The sequence below is a fragment of the Mycobacterium palustre genome (genome assembly GCF_002101785.1).
Taxonomy (GTDB): domain Bacteria; phylum Actinomycetota; class Actinomycetes; order Mycobacteriales; family Mycobacteriaceae; genus Mycobacterium; species Mycobacterium palustre.
The window spans coordinates 20514-46862 of sequence record NZ_LQPJ01000106.1 but is presented as its reverse complement, the minus strand read 5'-3'; the positions used below and the strand labels follow the sequence as shown (position 1 = coordinate 46862).

At 67.9% G+C, this 26349-nt stretch carries 22 protein-coding genes, 1 pseudogene and 1 riboswitch; of the genes and pseudogenes, 15 read left to right on the top strand and 8 right to left on the bottom strand.

The window, feature by feature from the left end; all coding sequences use genetic code 11:
• Positions 1-136: 136 nt before the first annotated feature.
• Positions 137-889, bottom strand: coding sequence for a 3-hydroxyacyl-CoA dehydrogenase (locus AWC19_RS15220; RefSeq protein ID WP_085078896.1), 753 nt, complete (start codon positions 887-889; stop codon positions 137-139).
• A 39-nt stretch (positions 890-928) separates the two neighbouring features.
• Entirely contained in the window at positions 929-2023 is a 1095-nt protein-coding gene (locus AWC19_RS15215) for a CaiB/BaiF CoA transferase family protein (protein ID WP_085078895.1), read from the bottom strand.
• 91 nt (positions 2024-2114) lie between these two features.
• Here AWC19_RS15215 and AWC19_RS15210 point away from each other — a divergent pair, with 91 nt between their 5' ends.
• Complete coding sequence (locus AWC19_RS15210) at positions 2115-2927, top strand: enoyl-CoA hydratase (RefSeq protein ID WP_085078894.1); 813 nt, start codon at positions 2115-2117, stop codon at positions 2925-2927.
• 75 nt (positions 2928-3002) lie between these two features.
• On the top strand, positions 3003-4367 hold the full coding sequence (locus tag AWC19_RS15205) for a DUF2867 domain-containing protein (RefSeq protein WP_085078893.1): 1365 nt from the start codon (positions 3003-3005) through the stop codon (positions 4365-4367).
• Here the strand turns inward: AWC19_RS15205 and AWC19_RS15200 are convergent.
• Both AWC19_RS15200 and AWC19_RS15195 read right to left on the bottom strand, forming a co-directional pair.
• The gene (locus AWC19_RS15200) at positions 4330-5052 is read right to left on the bottom strand and encodes a CPBP family intramembrane glutamic endopeptidase (RefSeq protein ID WP_085078892.1); all 723 of its coding nucleotides are present in this window, start codon (positions 5050-5052) and stop codon (positions 4330-4332) included. The genes AWC19_RS15205 and AWC19_RS15200 overlap by 38 nt on opposite strands.
• Positions 5049-6197 (bottom strand): NAD(P)H-binding protein, encoded by a 1149-nt coding sequence (locus tag AWC19_RS15195; RefSeq protein WP_085078891.1) that lies wholly within the window; start codon positions 6195-6197, stop codon positions 5049-5051. Before AWC19_RS15195 ends, AWC19_RS15200 begins: the two co-directional genes overlap by 4 nt.
• A gap of 82 nt (positions 6198-6279) precedes the next feature.
• On the opposite strand from AWC19_RS15195, the gene AWC19_RS15190 reads away from it, so the two are divergent.
• From AWC19_RS15190 to AWC19_RS15175, 4 genes and pseudogenes are all read left to right on the top strand, one after another.
• Positions 6280-7380 carry a type III polyketide synthase gene (locus AWC19_RS15190; RefSeq protein WP_372508583.1) on the top strand — a complete coding sequence of 367 codons (1101 nt, stop codon included), beginning with the start codon at positions 6280-6282 and terminating at the stop codon, positions 7378-7380.
• 20 nt (positions 7381-7400) lie between these two features.
• The gene (locus AWC19_RS15185; protein WP_085078889.1) at positions 7401-7907 is read left to right on the top strand and encodes an isoprenylcysteine carboxyl methyltransferase family protein; all 507 of its coding nucleotides are present in this window, start codon (positions 7401-7403) and stop codon (positions 7905-7907) included.
• Positions 7904-8920 (top strand): NAD(P)/FAD-dependent oxidoreductase, encoded by a 1017-nt coding sequence (locus AWC19_RS15180; RefSeq protein WP_085078888.1) that lies wholly within the window; start codon positions 7904-7906, stop codon positions 8918-8920. Before AWC19_RS15185 ends, AWC19_RS15180 begins: the two co-directional genes overlap by 4 nt.
• A gap of 42 nt (positions 8921-8962) precedes the next feature.
• Positions 8963-9178, top strand: a pseudogene (locus AWC19_RS15175) (NADH-quinone oxidoreductase subunit B family protein); the annotation flags it as partial.
• A gap of 363 nt (positions 9179-9541) precedes the next feature.
• Here the strand turns inward: AWC19_RS15175 and AWC19_RS15170 are convergent.
• Complete coding sequence (locus AWC19_RS15170; protein ID WP_245848996.1) at positions 9542-10996, bottom strand: trypsin-like peptidase domain-containing protein; 1455 nt, start codon at positions 10994-10996, stop codon at positions 9542-9544.
• Between the two features lie 590 nt (positions 10997-11586).
• Between AWC19_RS15170 and AWC19_RS15165 the strand changes: the two genes are divergently transcribed.
• From AWC19_RS15165 to AWC19_RS15150, 4 genes are all read left to right on the top strand, one after another.
• Positions 11587-11970 (top strand): SpoIIAA family protein, encoded by a 384-nt coding sequence (locus tag AWC19_RS15165; RefSeq protein WP_085078886.1) that lies wholly within the window; start codon positions 11587-11589, stop codon positions 11968-11970.
• Between the two features lie 67 nt (positions 11971-12037).
• Positions 12038-12319: a DUF1918 domain-containing protein gene (locus tag AWC19_RS15160; RefSeq protein WP_085078885.1), complete on the top strand. Its 282-nt coding sequence runs from the start codon at positions 12038-12040 to the stop codon at positions 12317-12319.
• Between the two features lie 616 nt (positions 12320-12935).
• Positions 12936-15686 carry a cation-translocating P-type ATPase gene (locus AWC19_RS15155; RefSeq protein ID WP_211284930.1) on the top strand — a complete coding sequence of 917 codons (2751 nt, stop codon included), beginning with the start codon at positions 12936-12938 and terminating at the stop codon, positions 15684-15686.
• 405 nt (positions 15687-16091) lie between these two features.
• Positions 16092-16529, top strand: a complete 438-nt coding sequence (locus AWC19_RS15150; protein WP_085078884.1) for an Hsp20/alpha crystallin family protein — start codon at positions 16092-16094, stop codon at positions 16527-16529.
• Positions 16530-16795: 266 nt separating this feature from the next.
• On the opposite strand, the gene AWC19_RS15145 is transcribed toward AWC19_RS15150, so the two are convergent.
• From AWC19_RS15145 to AWC19_RS15135, 3 genes are all read right to left on the bottom strand, one after another.
• Positions 16796-17599 (bottom strand): crotonase/enoyl-CoA hydratase family protein, encoded by an 804-nt coding sequence (locus tag AWC19_RS15145; protein WP_085078883.1) that lies wholly within the window; start codon positions 17597-17599, stop codon positions 16796-16798.
• Positions 17596-18753, bottom strand: a complete 1158-nt coding sequence (locus AWC19_RS15140; RefSeq protein WP_085078882.1) for a thiolase family protein — start codon at positions 18751-18753, stop codon at positions 17596-17598. The genes AWC19_RS15145 and AWC19_RS15140 overlap by 4 nt, the downstream gene beginning before the upstream one ends.
• A 260-nt stretch (positions 18754-19013) precedes the next feature.
• Positions 19014-20498 (bottom strand): aldehyde dehydrogenase family protein, encoded by a 1485-nt coding sequence (locus AWC19_RS15135; protein WP_085078881.1) that lies wholly within the window; start codon positions 20496-20498, stop codon positions 19014-19016.
• 282 nt (positions 20499-20780) lie between these two features.
• Here AWC19_RS15135 and AWC19_RS15130 point away from each other — a divergent pair, with 282 nt between their 5' ends.
• The 5 genes from AWC19_RS15130 (at position 20781) to AWC19_RS15110 (ending at position 26064) form a co-directional block, all read left to right on the top strand.
• Positions 20781-21935, top strand: coding sequence for an acyl-CoA dehydrogenase family protein (locus AWC19_RS15130; RefSeq protein ID WP_085078880.1), 1155 nt, complete (start codon positions 20781-20783; stop codon positions 21933-21935).
• Positions 21932-23038, top strand: coding sequence for an acyl-CoA dehydrogenase family protein (locus AWC19_RS15125; protein WP_085078879.1), 1107 nt, complete (start codon positions 21932-21934; stop codon positions 23036-23038). The genes AWC19_RS15130 and AWC19_RS15125 overlap by 4 nt, the downstream gene beginning before the upstream one ends.
• A 138-nt stretch (positions 23039-23176) precedes the next feature.
• Positions 23177-24481 carry a TetR/AcrR family transcriptional regulator gene (locus AWC19_RS15120; RefSeq protein ID WP_085078878.1) on the top strand — a complete coding sequence of 435 codons (1305 nt, stop codon included), beginning with the start codon at positions 23177-23179 and terminating at the stop codon, positions 24479-24481.
• Between the two features lie 77 nt (positions 24482-24558).
• Positions 24559-25401: an SDR family oxidoreductase gene (locus tag AWC19_RS15115; protein WP_085078914.1), complete on the top strand. Its 843-nt coding sequence runs from the start codon at positions 24559-24561 to the stop codon at positions 25399-25401.
• A 21-nt stretch (positions 25402-25422) separates the two neighbouring features.
• Entirely contained in the window at positions 25423-26064 is a 642-nt protein-coding gene (locus tag AWC19_RS15110; protein ID WP_085078877.1) for an SDR family oxidoreductase, read from the top strand.
• 86 nt (positions 26065-26150) lie between these two features.
• A riboswitch (cobalamin riboswitch) is annotated at positions 26151-26300 on the top strand.
• The last annotated feature ends 49 nt before the right edge of the window (positions 26301-26349 follow it).

Genomic DNA, 26349 nt, shown 5'->3' with positions numbered 1-26349 from the left:
GCACGGCTGCTGATGGCCGAACCCGCCATTACCCGATGGTTCCGTCGATAAGGTCCTGTTCGGTGAAAGCCCCCCGCAATGCGGGGGGCTTTCATTTTCTGCTGGGGGTTCGGCTGGGTATCCGCGGGTGGCCCGCTCAGCGGGGCGCCATGCGGATGGCGCCGTCGAGGCGGATGACCTCGCCGTTGAGCATCGGGTTTTGGATGATGTGCAACGCGAGCGCCCCGTACTCGTCGGGGTCACCCAGCCGGGCCGGGTGCGGCACCTGCTTTCCGAGTGACTTTTGCGCCTCCTCGGGCAGCGAACCCAGCAGCGGAGTCTTGAACAACCCCGGCGCGATGGTCACCACGCGGATCAGCTCGCGCGCCAGGTCCCGCGCGATCGGCAGCGTCATGCCGACCACCCCGCCCTTGGACGCCGAGTAGGCGGCCTGCCCGATCTGGCCTTCGAACGCGGCCACCGATGCGGTGTTGATGATGACGCCCCGCTCCTCACCGAGCGGTTCCGTTTTCGCGATCCGCTCGGCGGCCAGCCGCAGCACGTTGAAGGTGCCGATCAGGTTGACCCCGACCACCTTCTTGAACCCGTCCAGCGGGAACGGGCCGTCCTTGGACAGCGTCTTGATGGCGTTGCCGATCCCCGCGCAGTTGACGTTGACGCGCAGCGGACCCAGCGACTCGGCGACGTCGAGCGCCTTGGCCACGGCGGCCTCGTCGGTGACGTCGGCCTCCACGAACCGCGCGCGCTCGCCCAGCTCGCGCACCGCCTCCTCGCCGCGCAGGTCCAACACCACCACCTGCGCGCCGGCGTCGAGCAGCCGCCTGGTGGTGGCCAGGCCCAGCCCCGAGGCGCCCCCGGTGACGACGGCGACGGCGTCCTTGATCTCCATGCGAGTCCTTCCGTTGTCAGCCAACCAGTTGGTAGGGAACTATACCCAGTCCTTGAGCACCGCCTCGACGTCGGTCGCCGGCTCGGCGGGGCGCGGGGTGTCCGGCGCCGTGCGGGAGAACCGCGGCGCGGGCCGCGGTTGCAGGGCCCCGTTGACCTCGTAGAACGTGTCGCGCTCGGTGATGTGCGGTTCGTTCTGCACCTCGCCGAAGGCCAGCACCGGCGTCACGCAGGCGTCGGAGTCGGCGAACACCTTGGCCCAGTGGTCGCGGTCGTGACTGGCGAACTTCTCGGTGAGCAAAGCTCGCAGCTCGGGCCAGCGGGCGACGTCGTTCTGCGGTGGCAGGTCGGCGCCGTCGAGGCCCAGCCCGGCCAGCATGGCGGCGTAGAACTGCGGCTCGATCGCGCCGACCGCGACGTAGCGGCCGTCGGCGCACTCGTAGGTGTCGTAGTAGGGGGCGCCGCCGTCGAGCATGTTGGTACCGCGCACGTCGGTCCACATGCCCGAGGCGCGCATCTGCCACATCATCTGGACCAGCACGCTGGAGCCGTCCACCATCGCGGCGTCGATCACCTGCCCCTTGCCCGAGCTCTGCCGCTCCCACAGCGCGGCCAGGATGCCGACGAGCAAGAACATCGACCCGCCGCCGAAGTCCCCGACAAGGTTCAGCGGCGGTACGGGCCGCTCGTTCACCCGGCCGATGGCGTGCAGGATCCCGTTCAGCGAGATGTAGTTGATGTCGTGGCCGGCCTGCTGGCTGCGCGGGCCGGTCTGCCCCCAACCGGTCATGCGCGCGTAGACGAGCCGGTCGTTGACCGCGGCGCAGTCCTCGGGGCCCAGGCCCAGCCGCTCGGTGACGCCGGGGCGGTAGCCCTCGATCAACACGTCGGCCTTGGCGATAAGCCGCAGCACGAGGTCGCGGCCCTCGTCGGACTTCAGGTCGGCGGTCACGATGCGCCGGTTGCGGCTCATGGCGTCCTTGACCGTGTCTCCGCCGCCCGCCGCGGCGGAAACCGAGGGCCGGTCGATGCGCACCACGTCGGCTCCCAGATCCCCGAGGATCATCGCGGCATGCGGGCCGGGCCCGATGCCGGCCAACTCGACAACGCGCAACCCCTGCAGCGGTCCCGCCATGATGCAAGCCCCTTCCGTCCGCTTTGACGCCGTTCGCATCTTTGCAGCCGCGGTCATCGGCCGCGCAACGCGGTCGCTTAGGGTGAGCCCCATGGCGCAATCCACGATCGACGCGCTGGCCCCCGTCGCGGGCCTCGACGTCACCCTGTCCGACGGCGTGCTGTCGGTGACCATCGACCGCCCCGACAGCCTCAACTCGCTGACCGTTCCGGTGATCACCGGGATCGCCGACGCGTTGGAAGGCGCGGCCACCGACCCGCGGGTCAAGGTGGTGCGGCTCGGCGGCACGGGGCGCGGGTTCTGCTCGGGAGCCGGCATCAGCGCCGACGACGTGTCCGGCAACGGCGGCATCCGTCCGGACGAAATCGTGTTGGAGATCAACAGGCTGATCCGGGCCATCGCCGCGCTGCCACACCCGGTGGTGGCCGTCGTGCAGGGGCCCGCGGCCGGCGTCGGCGTCTCCATCGCCCTGGCCAGTGACGTCGTATTGGCCTCGGACAGAGCGTTTTTCATGCTCGCCTTCACCAAGATCGGGTTGATGCCCGACGGCGGCGCCTCGGCGTTGATCGCGGCCGCGATCGGCCGGATCCGGGCGATGCAGATGGCGCTGCTGCCCGAACGGCTGCCGGCCGCCGAGGCCCTGTCCTGGGGCCTGGTCACCGCCGTCTATCCCGCCGACGATCTTGAGGCCGAAGTGGACAAGGTGATCGAAAGGTTGTTGGCGGGCCCCGCCGTGGCGTTCGCCAAGACCAAGCAGGCGATCAACGCGGCCACGCTCACCGAGCTGGATTCGGCCTTGCAGCGCGAGTACGAGGGACAGTCGCTGCTGCTGGCGTCGCACGACTTCGTCGAAGGCACAACGGCTTTCCAGCAGCGCCGCACCCCCAACTTCACGGACGCCTGAACGCTTAGCCAGGCCAGAACCGGCAATCCTTCCTTGCGCTGGGTCTGAAATAACCCACCGAGGAACGGAGAGGCGATGGTTTGCTGTCTGGTGACCGGGGCGACCGGCTACATCGGCGCTCGGCTGGCGCCGCGGCTGCTCGACGAGGGCCACCGCGTGCGCGCGCTGGCCCGCGATCCGGCCAAGCTGGCGCACGTGCCCTGGCGCGACCAGGTCGAGGTCGCGCGCGGCGACCTGGGTGACCTCGATTCGCTGATCGAGGCGTTCGACGGGATGGACGTCGTGTATTACCTGGTCCATTCGATGGGGTCGTCGAAGGATTTCGCGGCCGAGGAAGCGGGCGCCGTCGCCAACGTCGTGACGGCCGCGCGGCGCACCGGGGTGCGGCGGGTGGTGTATTTGAGCGGGCTGCACCCCGAGGACAGCAAGCTCTCGACGCATCTCGAGTCGCGCGCGGCGGTCGGCGAGACCCTCATCGACTCCGGCATCGAGGCGGTGGTTCTGCAGGCCGGAGTCGTCATCGGGGCGGGCTCGGCGTCGTTCGAACTGATCCGCCATCTCACCGACCGGCTCCCGGTGATGACGGCCCCGAAATGGGTGCACAACCGGATCCAGCCGATCGCGATCGACGACGTCCTGTATTACCTCGCCGCCGCGGCGACGGCGCCGGTGCCGTCATCGCGGACCTGGGATATCGGCGGACCGGACGTGTTGGAGTACGGCGACATGATGCGCGTCTACGCGGAGGTCGCGGGCTTGGGCAAGCGCTATCTGTTCGTGCTGCCGTTCCTGACGCCCGCGATCGCCAGCCTATGGGTGGGGACCGTCACCCCGATCCCGCCCGGGCTCGCCCGCCCGTTGATCGAATCGCTGGAATGCGATGCGGTGATGCGCAACGCCGACATCGATTCGGTCATCCAGCCTCCCCCCGCCGGGCTGACCGATTACCGGCGCGCGGTCGAGTCGGCGCTTACCCCCGCGACGCGCGACTTCCCCGAGGCCAGTTGGGCGTCGTTGCGATCCGACCCCGCCCGGTCGCTGCCCAGCGACCCCGACTGGGTCGGGGAGACGGTGTACAGCAGCGTGCGGACCGCCACGCTGCCCGCCGAACCGGGAGAGGTGTGGGAAGCGGCGGAAAAGGCCGCGCGAGGCAGCCGCCTGTTGCGCGGCTGGAGCGTGGCGGAGCGCGAACCCGGCAAGAGGTTGCGGCTTCGAGCCGGCAAGCGGTTCGCGGGGCAAGGGTGGTTGGAAATGAGCGTCGCATCCCGGCCCGGCGGCGGCAGCCGGTATACGCAGCGGTGGGTCGTTGTGCCGAGCGGCCTGCCCGGTCACGCGTATTGGTTTTTGCTGCGGCCGCTGCACGCGGCGCGGTCCCGCGCGCTGGCACGCGAGGTGGCCCGGATCACACCCCGAAGATCGGCGGTAGCGCCAGCACCATGATCAGGCCCCACGCGAAGTGCGTCAGCACCGGGGCCAGCACACCTCCGGTGGCCCGGCGCTCCAGCGCGCACACCGTGCCGAGGATGACCGCGGCGAACCCCAGCATCGGGTTGCCGCTGGCCAGCGTCGCGCAGGTGTAGAGCACCGTCGAGATGGCCACCGGGCGGTACCGGCCCAGCGCGGTGTACAGCGCGCCGCGGAAAAAGATCTCCTCGGCGACGGCGTTGACCACGGTGATCGCCACGACCAGCGGATACGACCCCTGATGGGCGAACAGCAACACCCGGGTGATCAGGGCCGAGACGGCCGGTATCTCCCTGGCGATCAGCCCGCCCGCCACGAAGGCGCCGCCCAGCAGCAGGCCGACGGTGGCGCCGGTGATCACCGGCCGCTGGTTGCGGCCGCGCCAGCAGATGCCCCCCAGGTGCAGGGGGCCGGACGCGAACCCGCCGACGGTCCACACGCCCGCCAACATGAAAGTCAGCCAGTAGAAGCTCGATTCGCCCGGGTGGCGACGCAAGGTGAAGCCGAGGACCGCGGCGCCGACGACGATCGTGATCGTCACGACGACGCGGCGGCGGCGCACCACCGCGGGCGGTTCGTTGTGGGGCACGGCGACGTTGGTGATCGCGCGGCGCACCTCGGACAACACCGTGGCGCGATACGGGGTCGCCGACTGGGTCATGCCGGACGTACCTTCGCGTTCAAGGCCAGCAGGATTTCCAGGCCGGTGCGCACGGCACCGGCCAGCGGACCCGGGACGTTGTCGACGAGACGCAGCGTGGGCCGGGCGACGCGCGGCGTGACGGCGCGGGCGACCCGGCGGATGCGCAGCGCGTCGCCGCCGGCCCACGCGGGGTCGCTGTCGGCCAGGTGATGGGGGTCGGCCAGCGCGTTGACGGGCGGCGGGCGGCCGTTCGAGCGGTCCGCGAGCGCCCGGGCGATGGCGTCACCGGGGCCCAGCAGACCCCCCGGGGGGTCGGGCACCCGATCGCGCAGGCCGCTGACCGACGCCACCATCGGGTGGTCCAGCGACTCGACGAGGTCCCCGGCGAGGCCGGGCGGAACCGGCAGCGCGACGCCGGTGATCAGCGAGGCCAGCGCGGTGTCGACCCGCCCCACCGGCACCGCCGCGTGCCACCGGCCGGAGATCCGCGCGTAGGTCCTGAGCAGCTCGCGGTACGAGGTGGTGACGGGGCCCGCGATGTCGTAGGCACCGGCGGGCACCCGCTCCGGGTCCGCGGCGGCGGCGAGGTAGTGCAGCACGTCGCGGATGGAGATGGGGTCGATCGGGTTGTCCATCCAACTCGGTATCGGGATGAGCGGGAAGCGGTCGCCGACGTACCGCATGATCTCGAACGACGTCGAGCCGGCGCCGATGATCATCGCGGCGCCCAGCCAGACCAGTTCCGGGCCGTCCTCGACCGTCAAAGCCTCGGCCACCTCGGCCCGGCTGCTCAGGTGCTCGGACAGCGCCTCGTCGGCGGGCACGAATCCGCCCAGATAGACGATGCGTCGCACACCGGCGTCGCGGGCGGCGACCGCGAGGTTGGTGGCGGCGGCCTGGTCGGCGTCGCGGAAGCCGGGCTGGCCGATCCCGTGCACCAGGTAATAGACCACGTCGACCGGGCCGGCGCCGGCCATCCCGGCCTGCACCGACACCGGGTCACCGGCGTCCAGCGTCACGGGTGTGACCTCGTCGAACCACCCCAAACGCTTGAGACGCTTCGGGTTCCGGGTGGCGGCCAGGACCTCGTGGCCCTCCGTCAGCAGGGCGGTGACCAGGCGCGACCCGACATAACCGGTCGCCCCGGTGACGAGAATGCGCATACACCCGACACTAGCCCGGTGACGATGCGGCTGTGGCGGCGAGCACATGAACCGCGGGGGCCGCGGCACCGTGACCCCGTACATGGAGGAGATCACGGGGGCCAGTCCCGCACGCACAGGCATCACAACATTGGCGGCGAATCCGTCCGTCGCGGGGGTTGCGGTGAAATTTCCGCCGCACCGGTACACACAGGACGAAACCATCGGCGCGCTCAGCGACTTCGCCGGTCCGGAATTTCGGCGCTTCGCCCGCACCAGCGGGGTCGAGTTCCGAAACACCGCGCTGCCGCTGGCGCGGTACGGCAAGCTGAGCGGCTTCACCGAGGCGAACGACGCCTACATCGAAATCGCGCTGGGCCTCGCCGAGGAGGCGATGCTCGCCGCGCTCGACGAGGCCAAGGTCAAGCCCTCGCAGGTCGACGCCGTCTTTTCGACCACCGTCACCGGCCTGGCCGTGCCGTCGCTGGAGGCGCGGCTGGCCACCCGCATCGGGCTGCGCCAGGACGTCAAGCGGATCCCGTTGTTCGGCCTCGGCTGTGCCGCCGGCGCGGCCGGCATGGCCCGCGTGCACGACTACCTGCGCGCCTTCCCCAACGAGGTGGCGGCGCTGCTGGCGGTCGAGCTGTGCTCGTTAACCGTTCAGCGGCAAGACAATTCGCTGGCCAACCTGGTGGCCACCAGCCTGTTTGGCGACGGCGCCGCGGTGGTGATCGCCAAGGGCGGTGACCGCGCGGGCGCGGAGGGCGGCGCGCGGCCCAGCCTGCTGGCGACCCGGAGCCGCACCTACCCCGACACCGAGGAGGTGCTGGGCTGGAAGATCGGCCACGAGGGCTTCCGGATCGTGCTGTCGGTCGACATCGCGAACCTGACCGAAAAGTACATCGGCGACGACGTCCGCACCTTCCTCGCCGGCCATGGGCTCACGCCCGACGACATCTCGACGTGGGTGTGCCATGCCGCCGGTCCCCGGGTGATCGACGCGGTCGAGGAGGCGCTGGACCTGCCGGCGGACGCGCTGGATCGCACGCGAGACTCGTTGCGGGAGCACGGCAATCTGTCGTCGGTCTCGGTGCTGGACGTGCTTTGTTCCTACATGGCCGAGCAACCCGCCCCCGGTTCCTACGGGCTGATGATCGCGATGGGTCCGGGCTTCTGCTCCGAACTTGTGCTGCTGTCCTGGTAGCCCTGGTGAACACTGTAGGCATGTATTACCTGCTGATCCTGGCGGTCGCGCTCGAACGCGTGGCCGAGCTGGTGGTGGCCAGGCGCAACGCCGAATGGTCGTTTGCCCAGGGCGGCAAGGAGTTTGGTCGATCGCACTACCCCGTGATGGTCGTTCTGCACAGCGCGCTGCTGCTCGGCTGCGTCGTCGAGCCTTTGGTCCTGCACCGGCCCTTCATTCCGTGGCTGGGCTGGCCGATGCTGGCCGTAGCGGCACTCAGCCAGGCCCTGCGCTGGTGGTGCATCAGCACGCTGGGCCGCCGGTGGAACACCCGGGTGATCGTGTTGCCGGACGCGCCGTTGATCCACGCCGGCCCCTACCGGTACCGGTGGCTGCACCATCCCAACTATGTTGCGGTGGTGGCTGAGGGGTTCGCGTTGCCGCTGGTGCACACGGCGTGGCTGACCGCGGTCGTCTTCACGCTCGCAAACGCGATGCTGCTCAGGGTGCGTCTGCGGGTGGAGAATTCGGCGTTGGGATACGCATGACCGACTACGACGCCGATCTGCTGATCGTCGGCGGCGGCCCGGGCGGCCTCGCGACGGCGTTACACGCGCGCCGCCATGGCCTTTCGGTGATCGTGGCCGAGCCCCGCGAGGGCCCCATCGACAAGGCGTGCGGCGAGGGGCTGATGCCGGGCGGGCTGGGCGAGCTGGCCTCGCTCGGGGTCGATCCGGCCGGCATCCCCTTTCACGGGATCGCCTACGTCAGCGAGCATCGCCGGGCGCAGGCGCGGTTTCGCGGCGGGCCGGGCCGCGGCGTGCGGCGCACCACGCTGCACGCGGCGCTCGAGGCGCGCGCCAAAGAGCAAGACACCGAATGGATCCGGGCGCGGGTGACCAGCGTCGAGCAGGACGCGCACGGCGTCTCGGCCGCGGGTGTGCGCGTTAAGTGGCTGGTGGGGGCCGACGGGCTGCACTCGGCGGTGCGGCGCGCGGTCGGCATCAAGGCCACCGCCGGAACGCCGCGGCGCCACGGCGTGCGGTGGCACTTCAACGTGCCGCCGTGGTCGGAGTTCGTCGAGGTGCACTGGTCGCGCTGGGGTGAGGCGTACGTGACGCCGGTGGAGCCGGACCTGGTGGGCGTGGCCATCCTGTGCGGCGGGCGGCCCGAGTTGGCCTGGTTCCCGTGGCTGGCCCGGCATCTCGACGGGGCCGGCCGCGGGCACGCCCGCGGCTGCGGCCCGCTGCGCCAGGTGGTCTCGCGCCGCGTCGCGGGGCGCGTGCTGCTGGTCGGCGACGCGGCGGGCTACGAGGACGCCCTCACCGGCGAAGGCATCAGCCTCGCCGTCAAGCAGGCCGCCGCGGCCGTAGACGCCATCATCGACGACGCGCCCTCGTCGTATGAGGCTGCGTGGCAACGGGTTACGCGTCGCTACCGGTTACTCACCCGCGGGCTGGTGCTGGCCAGCGCGCCTCAGGTGGCCCGCCGCGCCATCGTGCCGGCCTCCGCCGCGCTGCCCGCCGTGTTCCGTCGCGCCGTCAACACGCTGGCACACTAAACCGTATGGAAGTTCGCCTCCTGCGATGGTTGTCAGCTCACGCTGTTGGACTGCGAGGACGAGCTGCTCACCCCCGCAGACCAGGTCGAGATCGCCGCCTTCGCCGAAGCTTCGAGCGCAACCGTCGGCGGGCCCTACGACGTGTCATCGGTCGAGGGTTCGATCACCACCCGGCGTGATATACAGCGGATCAACGAGATTCGCAAGCAATCGAAAGTGCTGGTCACCATCGGCGCATGCGCAACAGCGGGGGGAGTCGGCTGCGCCGCGACGGGATGTCCGGGGCCAAGAGTGACCGGGTGTTCTCAACGTTCAATGTCGCGCCGTTCGCCGCCGAGCGGGACCAGCAATGACGCCGGAAACGTGCACACCGGGCGTGGGCGCGCTCACTCGGGTGGAAGGCGAAGGCGCTGCATATCAGCTTCACGGAGGGGCATTTCAGAGCGTCCAGCTCAACATCTATGGCGTGTGCCCGACGAACTCGTGATGTTCACCGTCGAGGTGCCGGATACCGACCGAGGCGTCGGTCTGATTCCGCAGGTCGCACGTGCCGTGCCGAAGGTCGTCGATCTGGTGGCGGCCGAGATCAGCCGCGTCCTTGCGGCCAGACGATCAGCAACGTCAAGAGATCGGTCCCGTGCCCCGCAGCGATTTCGAACGATCTATCTGCTGGCCGCAGCTCGGGCAGAAGCGCTCGGCGGGGTGATGCTCAGCACCGCAATGTGCGCAAAAGTGAGGTTCGCTTTCGTCCGATGGCTTGGTGGGTATCAGACGAAGCGACTGTACGCCGCTATCGACGTCCGTGACGTCTGGCATCGATATCTTATGGATGGGTGTTACCGCCTGCGCGCCAGACGATTCTGCGTTAGCACCACGGGGGCCGGGCTCACTACCCGCAGCGACGGGCATGCGGGATGCCGGGGTTGCATGAAGAAGATGCGGATGCAGCTTGCGCACCGCCAAAGTCAGCCCGGCGCTCACGCCAACCACGGAGACAACGCTGATGACCATGTACCACAACAGAACTGCACCGCTCAACGGCGATGTGTCTCCGTACTGCTGGCGCAGATTGACCGCGCTGGTCCTGAGATCGTCCAGGCCGGGATACCCCGGCGACATCGCCAAAGCCTGGTCGAATTCGCCGATCGCATCGGTGTAGCGGCCCGAATGGAAACTTTTCAGCCCTCGTCGATAAGAAACGTCGGCGGGTCCGAGGGCCGGTTTTACGCCTCGAGCAGCCAACAGTGCGGCCAGCCCTTCGGCAGGTGCGACGAAATTGAACGGCTGCGTTTCGCCGGCGGGGGCGAAGCTGTTCACACCGACCACCTTGCCGTTCAGCCCGATCGTGGGGCCACCGCTCATGCCTTCCGACATTGCGGCGTCGATCTCATACTCGGGACTCGGGCCCACCGTCGACTTCTTGCTGACCTTGCCGCTCTTGTAGGTGGGGTCTAGCGAAGGGCCGGTTATGTTTTGGGTACTTTCGGGGAAACCCACGGCAAGTACCGGCGTACCGATGGTGACATCGGCGTCGGTTCCGAGTTCGGAGGACGGAAGGTTGGACTCGACTACCTTGAGAACAGCGACGTCGCCCTCCCCGAGGGGACGGAAATCCATAACGCTGGCAGGCAGCTTCGCGGAGAGCTTGGTCCCGCTACCGGACACGACCTTGAAACTCACATGCGGACCCTGCCCCGGCGCATCACCTTCCACTATCGCGTTCTTTTGCAGCCAATCGATGGTCTGGCCGGGTTCGCGCGACTCGGGCGCATCCGGGAACTGACTTCGGTATTCGTTGGCGGCCCGCTTAAGTATGAGCCATTTGGCGCTCGCCGGGTCGACGCAGTGACCTGCCGTCGCAACCCAGCCGTCGGGATTGACGGCGAAAGCCGTGCACTCCCACGTGGCCAGGAAAGGCATGTTGGACCCGCGCCCGAATTGAGACAGGACCTCACCGTTGGGGAGGCGTACCAGGCCATAGCCTTCGCCGGCGAGGTACATAACCGATGGCCGTATCAGCTCTGCCGCCCGCTGCTCCGGTTTCACTTGCTGATGCCCGCCATCGGCGAATGCCATGCCTGGCGGTTCAGCCAACGACATAAGCGCGGCTGCTAAAAGGACCATCACCCCTGCAAGCCGCGCTGCGTGCGACGGGCCATGAGCTGATCGACAAGCCGTTCTGCCACTCACGATCGGGACTAACGCCGTTGGTCTGCAGCGGCACGCCGACCCATCTCACCATGGGCAAAGCGCTTGACTAACGACGATGGGTGACGGCGCATTGCCTCAATGCGCTCACTTGAATCCCATTGAGCCGAAATCCAAGTCGGATGCGATGCAAGAACGATTATTTTTCCTTCTACAACCGATGCCACGGTAGATCGCTCCTTCGCTCCGGGAAGTGTCGCGGTAACAACATTCATATGAGCGGTTCACCTGACCGGCTGATAGGGTCCGAAGTCCCGACCGCGGAGGACTTCCGTTCGTTCTGTTATGCAGAGCCGATGAGCAGATCGCGCCCCGCCGTCGCTCTGGCGGGCTTGCAAGTACCGAAAAGGTCCGTTCCAGCGCGGCTCGCCTGGCGTCAAGGTCGGTTTGGTGACCTACGGCACTAGCCGGTCCATAGGGTCACGCGCAGAGTAAGACGTGTAACGAAGGAGGATTCGATGATCGAGGTGCTGCAAGACATGCCGCAGGGGGTAACCGGCATCCGCATATCGGGACGGCTGCGGGGTGACGAACTGCGCGAAGCCAGACCCGCTATTGAAGAGATGCTGAAGGCCGGCGAAGTCAGGATCGTGGAGGTCATTGACTCCAATTACGAAGGTTTCGGCCCGGGCGGCCTGGTCGAGGACCTCAAGCTGGGTCTGGGCACTGTTTTGCCGCACCACTCGGCGTTCCGGCGAATCGCGGTCGTATCCGACAAGGAATGGGTGAGGCATACTCTGCATGCCCTGGCGTGGATGGTCCCCGGCGAGCTTGCTGTGTTCGGGCTCGATGAGCTGGAACGCGCCACACAGTGGGCCGCCGCCACGGGGCCTTCGTCCTGATTCGGCCGAAACCCATTGGATTCCCAGAAAGCCCAGTGAAAAAGAACCCGGAGAAAAGGAGACGCCCGTGAAGGCGAAAGTCGGCGACTGGCTGGTGATCAAGGGCACCACGGTCGAGCAACACGACCAGCGAGGACTGATCACTGAAGTTCACGCACCAGACGGTGCACCACCATATGTGGTGCGGTGGCTCGCCAACGACCATGAGGCGACCGTATTCCCCGGCCCGGACGCAGTCATTGTGACCGCCGCGGAGCAGGCGGACGCAGACAAGCGCGCGCGACAACGGTTCGGAGTCATACAGTCGGCTATCGCCGACGCCAAAAGCAAGCAGGCGCCTGCGGAATGAGACGAATCGGTGGGGACGCATAACTTTCGGCCTTGGCCCGCAACCAGTCCCGTAACGTAGCACGGTAAGTATGCGCCACAGGACCGAATCGCCACAGGCCACCGATGTTGACGTGAGCGCACGGTGAGCTTCGTGTAGCGCCGATTACGCGCGAAGCAAGCTCGGACGCGACACCAGCCGACCTGCACTGCAGGCCCGCATCAAACTGACTATGCATCGCGATCCGGCGGTGGAAGAGCCCGTGGTGGCGCAGGTCAACTTCGATGTCGATAGCCGGCCCGTCCGCGCTCAGGTCCTAGGCAGACCGCCAGAGGAACTCGGCGAGCACGCTGATGGCGAGTTTGAACGCCGGGTACACCTTCAGCTGGTCGGCCCTCAGGGGACTCAGGGCCATAACCCGAGGACAAATGGCTCTCGTGGTCCGAGATGCCGCTCATTACCATCAACATGACCGCTTGGGACCGCCAAGTGTGAGCCAGAAAAGGGTTGAGCTGTGTCTGACCACGCCCCAGCCGCGGCCGGACAACCGGCCGCGCCATCAGCCCAGACGAGCCATGCCAGGGCCTACCTGAGCCGCGCGAACGGGGTTAAAGGACAGGGTGATTCGGCCATCACTGTGGATCCGGAGGAAGCCACCGCGCGGCTGTTGCGCGATCTGCGGACCACACCCGAGGGATTATCGACGCGCGAGGCGCAGCGACGCTTGCTGCAGTACGGGCCAAATTCCCTGCGACGCCGGCATAAGCGACGCTGGCCCGCCGACTTGGCGCGCCAGCTCACCCATCCACTGGCCCTGTTGCTGTGGCTGGCGGCAGGATTGTTGTTGATCGTCGGGTCGCATGTCGTTGCTGCCGCGGTGGTGCTGATCATCGGTCTGAACGCGGCGTTTTCTTTCGTCCAAGAGCTACAGGCCGAGCGCGCGGTGGAGGAGCTAGCCAAGTATTTGCCCCAGCATGCCAGGGTTGAGCGCGACGGTGCGATGACCGAAGTCGACGCGACGCAGTTGGTGCCCGGAGACATTGTATTGATCCAGGAGGGCGATCGGATCGCTGCTGACGTCCGCCTGCTCGATGGCGCGATCGACGTCGATATGTCGGCGCTGACGGGGGAATCTGTGCCTGTGCTGAGGTCGGCAGCGATGGCGGATGCCAATGTGCCGCTGCTGTCGGCGCATGAGTTGGTGTTCAGTGGAGCCAACTGTACCGGCGGTGAAGCCCGCGGCGTGGCGTTTGCCACCGGGATGTCCACCGAGATCGGCCGCATCGCCGCGCTGTCCCAGCGGGTCAAACCAGATCAGAGCCCGCTGGAGCGGCAGGTTCGCCGCGTCGCGTGGCTGATCGCGGCGGTTTCGGTGATGCTGGCGCTGTCGTTCATTCCGTTGGCCACACTGGCCGCGCATCTAACCCTGATCAACTCGCTGGTGTTCGCGGCAGGCCTGCTGGCAGGGATGGTGCCCGAGGGGTTGTTGCCGGTGATCACCTTGGCACTGGCGGTGGCGGTCCGACAGTTGGCCGGCCGCGGCGCACTGGTCAAACGCCTATCCGCGGTGGAGACGCTGGGTTGCACCGACGTGATATGCACCGACAAGACCGGCACGCTGACCGAAAACCGGATGATCCCGGTCGCCGCATGGGTGCCCGAACAACGAATTGATATCGACGACAAGGCGTTTGATTTATCGCGAAGCGCTGTGCGGTCCCCACTTGAGGCGCTCGGCGTTGTCGCGGCCAGTTGCAATAACGCGCGGCTTGACGACGGAGATGATCCGGCCGGGGATCCCACCGAGATCGCGATCTTAATGGCGGCACGAAGATTTGGCGCGGATACCGACCATGGCCATCGCAATGCACGACGCCAGACGCAGTTTCACTTCGAGCCAGAGCTCAAGTTGATGTCGACCGTCGATCAGGTATCCGATACCTCGAGCGCCATCCACACCAAGGGCGCGCCCGAGGAAGTGTTGTCGTTGTGCAATCGCATCGTCGACGCTGACGGACACGCTGTCGCGCTCGATGAAGCCGGGCGTCAACAGGTCGAGGCAGCCGTCAATTCGTTCGCTGCCGACGGATTACGGGTCCTTGGCTTCGCGCAACGTGAGCTTGCCGCCCACGAACCAATACCGCGTCAGCGCCGCGATGCAGAGCGCGACCTATGCTTCATCGGCTTGCTTGCGTTGCTCGATCCGCCGCGTGCGGGCGTTGCCGACGCCGTCGCGAAATGCCGCACGGCGGGCATACGCATCATCGTGATCACCGGCGATCACCCCCTCACCGCGGCGGCCATCGCCCGGCGGGTCGGCATTTCCGGCGATCATCCCACTGTCGTGACCGGCGATCATTTCGAGCGGCTCACCGAGCAGCAGTTGGCCACCCTGATCGAGGAAAACCCAGAAGTGATCTTCGCTCGTGCCTCGCCGGAGGCCAAGCTGCACATCGCCCAAGCGCTACGCGACGGAGGGCATGTCGTAGCAATGACCGGCGACGGTGTCAACGATGCGCCTGCACTGCGCTGCGCGGACATCGGTGTGGCGATGGGCAAGTCGGGCACCGACGTCGCCCGTGAAGCCGCGACGATGGTGCTCACCGACGACAACTTCAGCACGATCGTCACCGCAGTGCATGCCGGCCGACGCATCTATGACAATGTCCGCAAGTTCATCCTCTACATCTTCGCCCACGCCACACCGGAAACGGTGCCTTTCTTGGTGTTTGCCATCGGTGGAGGACTGGTGCCGCTGCCACTTACGGTCATGCAGATATTGGCTTTTGACGTGGGCAGCGAAACGCTGCCGGCGCTTTCGCTGAGCCGTGAACCTGCCGAACCGGGCATCATGGCCCGACCGCCGCGCCGGCGCGACGAGGGCGTGATCCGCTGGCCCATGCTGGCCAGGGCCTGGCTGTTTTTGGGAGCAATCGTCGCCGCGCTCGCGATGGCGGGGTTCTTCTACGTGTTGGTTAAGGCTGGCTGGCATCCGGGCGTGCCGGTCGATCCGGGTGCACCACTGCACCACGCGTATCAGCAGGCGACCACGATGACGTTCCTGGGCATGATGGCGGGTCAGATCGGCACCGCCTTCGCCGCGCGCACACAGCGGGCATCGTTGCGGTCGGTGGGCGTCGTTACGAACAGGTATCTGTTGGCCGGCATTGCCGCCGAGATCGTCCTTGCCGCCGTGTTTGTCTATGCCCCACCGATGCAGGCCTTGCTGGGCACCGCACCGCCGCCCGCGTCGGATCTGGTTCTGCTGCTGGCGTATCCCGTAATCGTCTGGGGTGCAGACGAATTCATGAGATATGTGCTCCGGAAGCGAGCGCAGCGTGAAGATCAGCCAGACAGCCGTCGGAGCCGCCGGGGCATGCGGCCGTGAACGGATCTTGGTCAACGTTGATGCTCTCGCGATCCGCGCTATCAGCGTCTTGATGCTGCTGTGCGCTCTGGGCTGGCTGACCGTGTTGGCCGTAAGCGAACACCCTGGCTACGACAGGGTTGCCCCGGGCCGGTTTGGGTGGTCAGTGGCGTTACTCGTCGCGGTGGCCCTGATTGCGGGTTGTTCAGCATCGCTGAAGACGGTGACGCATTCGGTTTCGTGCTCGACCGCGTCATGGCGTGCATTAGTGCGCCGTCCGGCAAGTTCCGCGAATCGCTATCGATCGGCGGGGGAAGCTGACGAACGACCTCCAACCCCGGGACTTCAGTCCCTTACGGCCGGCGCGACTTACTGGTCGGATGGACACCGTAAGCACCGCAAAATCCCGAAACCCAGGAGACACTCATGACCACCATTGCCCCTCGGCGCCAACCGATGTCGCTGTTCCCGGACTTCTCGGAGCTATTCGCCGGCTTTCCATCCCTGGGAGGCCTGCGTCCTGCCTTCGACACCCGTGTGATGCGGCTCGAGGACGAGATGGAAGATGGCCACTACGTAGTGCGCGCCGAAATGCCGGGCGTCGATCCTGCAAAGGACATCGACATCACCGTGCGCGACGGACAACTGACGATCAAGGCAGAGCGTAGCGAGAAGAAAGACTTCGATGGACGGTCGGAGTTCTCGTACGGCTCATTCGTTCGAAGTGTGTCGCTGCCGACCGGTGCTGACGAAGGAAGCATCGAAGCCACTTACGACAAGGGGATTCTCACCATCTCGGTGGCGGTCTCCGAACCTAAGCTGGCAGAGCGGCATATCGAAGTGCATTCGGCCAACGGACAGTGACCGCAAGACGACCAGAGCGGCCGATCCCATCCGGCGCTCGCCGTGGCGCGTGTTTCGTGACCGCTGGGAGGACGGTCGGGTCGCGGCGAAGTGAGCTGCCCGGTACCGAGTCCGTTTGGTCGACAAGGTATCCGAGCTCCTCGTCTCCACGATTAACACACGCGTAGCCTGGCAGCAGCTGATGCGCCGATGGGAAGGAAAGTACCGCTCGGCGCAGGTGCTGGCCCGAATCGGCCGTTTTGGGATCGGTCCGTCGGCGAGGACGGCTAGCGCGCCTTCCAGACCGGCTCCCGCTTCTCGGCGAACGCCAACGGTCCCTCCCTGGCGTCCTCGGACCGGATCAGCGAACGCATCTCGCGCATGGTGCGCTCCCAGCCGATCTCTTCGTCGGTGATGACGCCGTCGTCGGCCCCGTAGGCGATGCGCTTGCTGGCCTGCACGGACAGCGGCGCGTTGACGGTGACCCGGGCGGCCAGGGCCAGCGCGGCGTCGAGCACCGTGCCCGCGCTGACGACCCGGTTGATCAGGCCCCATTCCAACGCGTCGGCGGCGCCGAGCGGCTCGCCGGTCAGCAGCAGTTCCATGGCCACCTTGCGGGGCAGCTGCTGCACGATGCGGAACACGCCGCCGGCCGCCGCGATGAGGCCTCGTTTGACCTCCGGCAACCCGAACGTGGCCCGCTCGTCGGCCACTACCAAATCACTGGCCAGCGCGATTTCGGTGCCACCGCCGAGCGCGGTGCCGTTGACCGCCGCGATGGTGGGCTTGTCGATGAAGTGGTGCACGTAACCGGCGAAGCCCCATTCGCCGTGCTCGGGGTGATACAGGTTCTCCCGCCGCGAGATCGCCTTGAGGTCGGCGCCGGCGCAAAACGACTTGTCCCCGGCACCGGTGATCACCACCGCCCGCACGTCCGGGTCGTGTTGCGCTTGTTCGAGCGCGTCGCCGACGGCGGTGCTGACGGCACCGTTGACCGCGTTACGCGCCTCGGGCCGGTTGATGGTAATGACCATCACGTTGCCGCGGCGCTCGACGAGCGCCCCCGGCGCCTGGCCGTCGGTGTCGGTCACAGAAGCTCCACGATGGTGGCGTTGGCCTGGCCGCCGCCCTCACACATCGTCTGCAGGCCGTAGCGAATTCCCTTGTCGCGCATGTGGTACAGCAGCGTGGTCATCAGGCGCGCGCCCGACCCGCCCAGCGGGTGGCCGAGCGCGATCGCCCCGCCGTTGGGGTTGAGCTTCTTCTCGTCGGCGCCGATGTCCTTGAGCCAGGCCAGCGGGACCGGGGCGAAGGCCTCGTTGACCTCGTAGGCGCCGATGTCGTCGATGGACAGCCCGGACTTCTTCAGTGCCTTCTGGGTGGCCGGGATGGGCGCGGTCAGCATGATCACCGGGTTGGCGCTGGCCAGCGTCGCGGTGTGCACCTTCGCGATTGGCTTGAGCCCCAACGACTTCGCCTTCTCGGCCGACATGAACAGGATGGCGGCCGAGCCGTCGGAGATCTGCGAGGAGTTGCCGGCGTGGATCACGCCGTCCTCCTTGAACGCCGGCTTGAGCGACGCCATCTTTTCCATCGGGGTGCCGCGGCGGATGCCCTCGTCCTTGAGCACCACTGATTTTTCCGAGCCGTCCGTTACCGTGATCCCGACGATCTGGTCGTCGAAGGCGCCGGAATCCTGTGCGGCTGCCGCCTTTTCGTGCGACGCCAGGGAGAACTCGTCGAGCGCGGTGCGGTCGAATCCCCACTGCTCGGCGATCATCTCGGCGCCGATCCCCTGGTTGGGGATCTGGCCCTCGTAGCGGTCGAGGAAGGCCTGCGGGTAGGGCCGCCCGCCGTTGGCCAGCGACGCACCCATCGGGGTCCGCGACATCGATTCCACCCCGCCGGCGACGACGACGTCGTAGTGCCCGGCGACGACGCCGGCCGCGGCGAAGTGGATCGACTGCTGGCTCGACCCGCACTGGCGGTCGACGGTCACGCCGGGGACGCTTTCGGGCCAGCCGGCCGCGAGCAGCGCGGTGCGGCCGATGTCGAGGGCCTGCTCACCGGCCTGCATCACGCAGCCCCAGATGACGTCGTCGACGATTTCGGGGTCGATGCCGGCCTTGTCGACCAAGCCGTTGAGCACCTGCGCGGAGAGGTCGGCCGGATGCACGCCGGAAAGCCCGCCGTTGCGCTTGCCGATGGGTGAGCGGACTGCCTCGACGATGACGGCTTCAGCCATGGTGATCTCTCCTTTGAGTCGGTCTTTGGTCGATTGTCAACCAACGCGTTGGGCGGGCGCGTGGCGGGGTGGTCATGGCGCCGTTGCGAGCCACCTCGGCCAGGGCGTCCCTCAGGGACACCGCACAGTTGAGCCCAGAATCCGATAGCGCGCGCTAGCGGTCATAAAAGCCCGCTCACCGGTCGCCCACCCGCCGCCGGCGCGCGAACGTCGCCGGAATCGCCTTCTCGCCGGGCGATTCCGGTGTCAACGGCCGCCTTTCAGCCCGCGGGGTATGCCACCGACTTGATCTCGGTGTACTGGTCGAAGCCGGCGACGCCGTTCTGCCGGCCCACCCCGCTGGCCTTGTAGCCGCCGAACGGGGTGTCGGCGCCGTACGGGGCGCCGCCGTTGACGCCCATGAACCCGGCTTTGATCCGTCGGGCCACCGCCAACGAACGCTCCAGCGATCCCGACATCACGTTGCCGGCCAACCCGTACGCGCTGTCGTTGGCGATCCGGATCGCGTCCTCCTCGTCGTCGAAGGGGATGACCACCAGCACCGGGCCGAAGATCTCCTCCTGGGCGATCGTCATGGAGTTGTCGACGTCGACGAAAAGCGTTGGGCGGACATAGAACCCCTTGTCGAAGCCGGTGGGCGCGTCGGGGCCGCCGACGAGCGCCGTGGCGCCCTCTTCGACGCCCTTGTTGATGTAGCCGAGCACGCGCTTGCGCTGCTTGTCCGAGATCACCGGGCCGCACAGCGTCGAAGGGTCCTGCGGGTCGCCCGGCATGACGTTGTCGTAGATGCTCTTGAGGATCGCCACCCCCTCGTCGTAGCGCGACCGCGGCAACAGCATCCTGGTGGGGTTGGCGCAGCCCTGCCCGGCATGCATGCACGGCGCGATGCCGATCGCGCACGCCATCCCGAAGTCGGCGTCCTCCAAGACGATGGTGGCCGACTTGCCGCCGAGCTCGAGGAACAACCGCTTCATGGTCGCGGCGCCCTTTTCCATGATCCGCTTGCCGACCGCGGTCGAGCCGGTGAACGAGATCAGGTCGACCTTCGGCGACAGCGTCAGCTCCTCACCCACCAGGTGGTCCGACGCGGTGACGACGTTGACGACACCGGGTGGGATGTCGGTCTTCTCGGCGATCAGCCGGCCCAGCCGGGTGGCATTGAACGGGGTGTCGGGCGCCGGCTTGAGCACGACGGTGTTGCCGGTGCCCAGCGCCTGGCCGATCTTGTTGATGGTGACCTCGAACGGGAAGTTCCACGGCACGATCGCGCCGACCACGCCGACCGGTTCGCGCCAGACCTTGCGCGTGGTCAGCGCGCCGGTCAGGCTGATCACCTTGTCGCCCAGGTCGGTCTCCCACGGGTACTCGTCGATCAGCCTCGCCGGGTACTTCAGCCCGTCCTCGAGCGGAGCATCCAGCTGGGGGCCGAAGGTGATCGCCCGCGGCGCGCCCACCTCGAGGATCAGCTCCTCGCGGAGCTCCTCCTTCTCGGCCTCGATCGCCTCGTGCAGCTGCAGCAGGCAGCGCTGGCGCAACTTGTGGTTGGTCGACCAGTCGGTCTCGTCGAAGGCCCGGCGGGCGGCGTCGATGGCCCGGTGCATGTCCTGGATCGACGCGTCCGCGACCTCGCCGAGCGGCTCCTCGGTGGCGGGGTTGATGTTGGTGAAGGTGCCGGCCTGACCGTCGACCAGCTGGCCGTCGATCATCATCTTGGGCTCGAAGCGGACCTTTACAGCCTCAGTCATGTTTGTCACTCTCTTCCGAGTCGTCGAGGGGGCTACGGAGAGCCTTACTGGAAACTAGCCGATTGGCAAGGTGCAAACACCGCGGGCCTGGTTATTGGGGGTCGCACGGCACGCGTGTAGGGATCGTCGCCGGTCGGGACCTACCCGGGGCGCCTGGAGCGCCGCCTGGCCATCGGCCTCCGTACCGCGCGCGTGTTGACCAATTATCTGTTCCGGCGTGAGTCCGCTCCGGCGTCGTTGCAGCGTTGACCCGATTTCTGCTCCGACGTAGAGTCCGCAAAAGTGGACTTTTCCTACCCCCCGGAAGTCGAACAGTTCCGCGCCGAGCTGCGCGACTGGCTGTCCGCCAACCTGACCGACGAGCTGATCGCCGCGCGCCGGCCGACCGGTCGCGACGACGCCGCGTTCGACATGCTGCGCGCCTGGAACCGGACGATGGCGGACGCCGGGTGGGCCGCGGTCTCCTGGCCCCGCGAGTACGGCGGCCGCGGGGCGACGGTTCTCGAGCAACTCGTCTACACCGAGGAAACCACCCGCGCACGAGCTCCGATGCCGCTCAACGTCATTGGGATGAACAACATCGCACCGGCGATCATGCAATACGGCACCGAGTCCCAGAAGACGACGCTGCTCCCGCGCATGATGCGCGCCGACGACATCTGGTGCCAGGGCATGTCGGAGCCCGAGGCCGGTTCCGACCTCGCCGCGCTGCGCACCCGGGCGGTCACCGACGGCGAGCACTTCGTGGTCAACGGCCAGAAGATCTGGACCTCGCTGGGGCATCGCGCGCAGTGGTGCCAGCTGTACGTGCGCACCGACCCGGAAGCCCCCAAGCACAAAGGCATTTCGTGCCTGATCGTCGACATGAGCTCGCCCGGCATCGAGGTCCGCCCGCTCGTCACGCTCAACGGCGACACCGACTTCGCCGAGCTGTTCTTCCACGACGTGCGCGTCCCGGCCGATGCCTTGCTCGGCCCCCTCAACGGGGGGTGGCAGGTGGCCACCACGACGCTCAGCCACGAGCGCGCCGGGGCGGCGCGGCTGTACGCCGAGATGCAGGTGCGCCTGGAAGAACTGGTGGACGACATCGCCACGCACAGCGACGCGCTGCACGACCCGGTGACGCTGCGGCGCCTCGGCGAAATCGCGGTCCGCATCAAGTATCTCGAGGTGCTCTGCCAGCGTTCGATCTCGGCCGCGCTGCACGGCGGCCCGGACAAGGTGGCATTCGGCTCGGCCAGCCTCGCCAAGACCGTGTGGGGCGAGATCGGGCAAGACCTGGCCGCCCTGGCCTTCGACGTCCTGGGCACCCGCGGCGGCAACGCCCCGTGGGCCAATTACCGCCTGACGTCGCGCTCGCTGACCATCGCGGGCGGCACCACCCAGATCAACAAGAACATCACCGCGCAGCGCGTCCTGGGATTGCCGCGCTCATGAACCTCGAGCTGAGCGACGAGCAGGCGGCGCTGCGCGACACCACCCGGGCCTTCCTCGCCGCAAGGGCCCCGATCTCGGGTCACGTGCGGCCGTTGCTCGACGACCCCGCGGGCATCACCGACGCGGTGTGGCGCGGCCTCGCCGACCTCGGGGTCACCGGCCTGCTGGTGCCGGCGGCCTGTGGCGGCGCCGGCATGAGCATGGTCGAGGCGGGCATCGTCGCCGAGGAGCTCGGCGCCGCATTGCATCCCGGCCCCTGGCTGTCGACCGCGGTCGCCGCCACCCGCGCGCTGACCCGCTCGGGGGCCAAGGGTTCGGCGGCCAGCCTGTTGACCGGGATCGCCGACGGCACCACGATCGCGACCGTCGGCTTCGTTGACGACCACGCCCGCGTCACCGCGGACCGGCAGGGGAACGGGATCGAGGTGCGCGGCGAAATCCCCGCGGTCTACGACGCCGGTGCCGCCGACGTCCTGCTGGCGCTCGCCGAGGATTCCGGCGGCACCGGGCTTTACGCCGTGCGGACCGACGCCCCCGGAGTTTGGGTCGCGGTGGAGCGCGGTATCGACCAGACCCGCAAGCGCTTTCGGGTCACGCTGGACGCGGCACCCGCCGATCGGCTGGCCACGGTTTCGTCCGACGACGTGGCGGCGGTGGTCGACGACGTACTGATCGCGGCCGCCGCGGACGCGCTCGGGGCCGCGCGCGCGGTCATGGACCTAGCCGTCGAATACGCGAAAGTCAGAAGGCAATTCGGGCGGGTCATCGGTTCGTTTCAGGCGGTCCAGCACCTGTGCGTCGACATGTTCGAGACCGTCGAGCTGGCGCGCGGCGGCGTGATCCACGCGCTGTGGGCCGCCGATAACGCCGGCGCCGAGGAGCGGCACCTGGCGGCGTTGCGGGCCAAGGCGTTCGCCGGGCGGCTGGCCACCGTCGGCGACACCGCCATCCAGGTGTTCGGCGGCATCGGCTACACCTGGGAGCACGACGCCCACCTGTACCTCAAGCGGCTGCTGGGCTGGAGCGCGCTGCTGGGCGGCCCGGACCGGTACCTGACCGAGCTCGGTTCACGGCTTGCCGACCGGGGGTCCGCGGCGCCTTAGAATGGACCTGCTGCCCGTTTGGCGCGCGCGCTTGTTTCGCCAGGTCTGATAGCCTTCTAACACAAAGATTTGGTTCGGTGGGAGGACGATCCGCGTGCATGCCGATTCGCACTCGTCCGAGTTGGCGCGCCGTTAGCCATGGCCAAAATAGAGCCGCTGTCCCAGGGCCGGTCCCCGGTCGTCCGCCCGGACCCCTCCGACGATCCCGGGTCGCGCCGCACCGAGATCCTCCAGACCGCGGCGTCGCTGATCGCGTCCTCCGGATTGCGGACGTCGCTGCAGGAGATAGCGGACGCCGCCGGCATCTTGCCCGGCAGCCTGTATCACCATTTCGAATCCAAAGAGGCGATCCTCATCGAGCTGATCCGCCGGTACCAAGACGATCTGAACCGCATCGGGCTCGCCGCGCAGGCCACACTGGACGAGCCCGATTCGCGGCCGGTCGCGGACCAGATCGTCGAGCTGGGCAAGGCGATCGCGAATTGCGCGGTGCGGCACGGCGCCGCCCTGCAGATGTCGTTCTACGAGGGGCCCAGCGCCGACCCGCAGCTGATGAAGCTGACGCAGCGGCAGCCCGGCGCGATCCAGGAGGCGATGCTGCAAACGCTGCGCGCCGGCCGATGGAGCGGCTACATCAAACCCGACATCGACCTGCCCACGCTGGCCGACCGCATCTGCCAAACGATGCTTCAGGTCGGGCTCGCCGTCATGCGCCACAAATCGCCCGCCGACCAGGTGGCCGAGCTGCTGTGCCGAATCATCCTGCAGGGCTTGGCCTCCCGGCCGCCCGCCGACTCCGCGCTGGACCGGTCCGACGCCTTCACCGCCGCCGCGGACGCCATCGCCACGTGGGCCGACGACCGCGACGCCGACCCCCGCGACAAGGCGGCCCACGTCCGCGCGGTGGCCCGAACCGAATTCGGGCGCAAAGGTTATGAGGTCACCACCATCCGGGACATCGCCTCCGCGGCGGGCCTGGGCACCGGGACCGTCTACCGGGTGATCGGCTCCAAGGACGAACTGCTGGCCTCGATCATGGAATCCTTCGGCAAGAAGGTCGAGGCGGGCTGGGTCGCCGTCCTGCGCTCGGATGCCGGCGTCATCGAGAAGCTCGACGCGCTCAGCTGGGTCAACGTCAACGCCCTCGACCGGTTTTCCGACGAGTTCCGGATCCAGCTCGCCTGGATGCGGCAATCGCCGCCGGACACGCCCAACCCGGGCTGGCTGTACGCCACTCGCCTTCGGCAGATGAAATCGCTGCTCTCCGAAGGCATCCGGTCCGGTGAGGTCGCCATCGACGCCCCGTCGACGGCGATGCTGGCCCGCTGCCTGATCGGCCTGCAGTGGATACCGGAGAACATCCTTCGCGCCGTCGGCAAACGCGCCGCGCTGGTGCACGCCCGTGACACCGTGCTGCGCGGCGTCGCCGTCCGCGGCAAATAGGTATTGAACCTAATAACTGTTCTACATACAGTAGGGCGGTTAGAACCGGGTTGGCGGTGAACGAGAAGGGGATTTCCATGTCTGTGATCGATCGGTTGCGCTACGACGGCAAACGCGCGCTGGTTGTGGGCGGCGCGACGGGCATGGGCGCCGCGGCGGCCAAGTCCGCGGCGGAACTCGGCGCCGAGGTGATCGTGCTGGACTACGCGCCGGTGACCTACGACGTCGCCAAGGCCATCCAGGTGGACCTGCGCGATCCCGCGTCGATCGACGCCGCGCTCGAGCAGGTGGACGGGCCGGTGCACGCCCTGTTCTCGGCCGCCGGCATCGCCGAGGGGACGACCGACCTGATGGCGATCAACTTCATCGGCCACCGGCACCTCATCGACCGCCTCCTCGAGAAGAACCGGCTTCCCTCGGGCGCGGCGATCTGCTTCATCTCCTCGGTGGCCGGCATGGGCTGGGAGAACGACCTGGAGCTGCTGACCGAGTTCCTCGCCACCCCGGACTTCGCGTCGGCGCAGGAGTGGGTCAAGGCCCACGAGGCCGAAGGCATCATCCACTACGGCTTTTCGAAGAAGGTCGTCAACGCCTACGTGGCGACCCAGGGCTACCCGCTGCTGAAGCGGGGCGTCCGGATCAACGCGATCTGCCCGGGCCCGACCGACACCCCGCTCGCCCAGGCCAACGCCGACCTGTGGCTCACCTTCGCCCAGGACTACCGCGACGAGACCGGCTCGAAGGTGCACACGCCCGAGCAGATGGGCGACGTGATGGCGTTCCTCAACAGCGCCGCCGCCTTCGGCATCAACGGGATCACGCTGCTGGTCGACTACGGGCACACGATGGCCTCGCTCACCAACGCCTATCCCCCGGGCAAGCCGATCATCGACCTGATCATGGGGAGGGTGAAGCTCTAACGGCCGGTACCGTCGGTTGGTATGGCACGCATCGTCATCATCGGCGGCCACGGCAAGGTCGCGCTGCAGCTGGCCCGCATCCTGACCGACCGCGGCGACCGGGTCAGTTCCGTGTTCCGCAATCCCGACCACTCCGACGACGTCGCGCGGAGCGGTGCCGAGCCGGTGGTGGCCGACATCGAAACCCTCGACACCGACGCGCTGGCGAAGTTGGTGGCCGGCCACGACGCCGTCGTCTTCTCCGCCGGCGCGGGCGGCGGCAACCCGGCGCGCACCTACGCCGTCGACCGCGACGCCGCGATCCGGGTGATGGACGCCGCCGCGCGGGCCGAAGTCGGGCGGTTCGTGATGGTGTCCTATTTCGGCGTCGGGCCCGATCACGGGGTGCCGGAAGGCGATTCGTTCTTCCCCTACGCGCAGGCCAAGGCGGCCGCGGACGCCCACCTGCGCGCCAGCGGACTCGACTGGACCGTCCTCGGCCCCGGCCGGCTCACCCTCGAACCGGCGACCGGGCGCATCGCGCTGGGCAAGGGCAAAGGAGAGGTTTCGCGCGGCGACGTCGCGCTCGTGGTGGCCGCCGCCCTCGCCGACGACTCGACGATCGGGCGCACCATCGACTTCAACAACGGCGAGGTGCCCATCGCCGAGGCGCTGGCGAGCTGACCGTAAACTGCACGGCGCAGCTGGTCTGCCGTCGCCGCCTCGCGCGGCGCGGCATCGAGCGAGGCACGTTACGCCCGCCTCGCGAGAGGGAACCCGGTGCGAGTCCGGGACTGTCCCGCAGCGGTGAGCAGGAACGACCGCCGTCACCAAGCACTGGTCTTTGCGAAAGATCGAAGACTGGGAAGCGACGGCCAGTAGGAGCACCACCCGGTGCGCGCCTGCGAGTCCGAAGACCTGCCGGCTGTGCCGGGCGCGCCGCGTCCGGCGGCTCATCGCCTCGTGGAT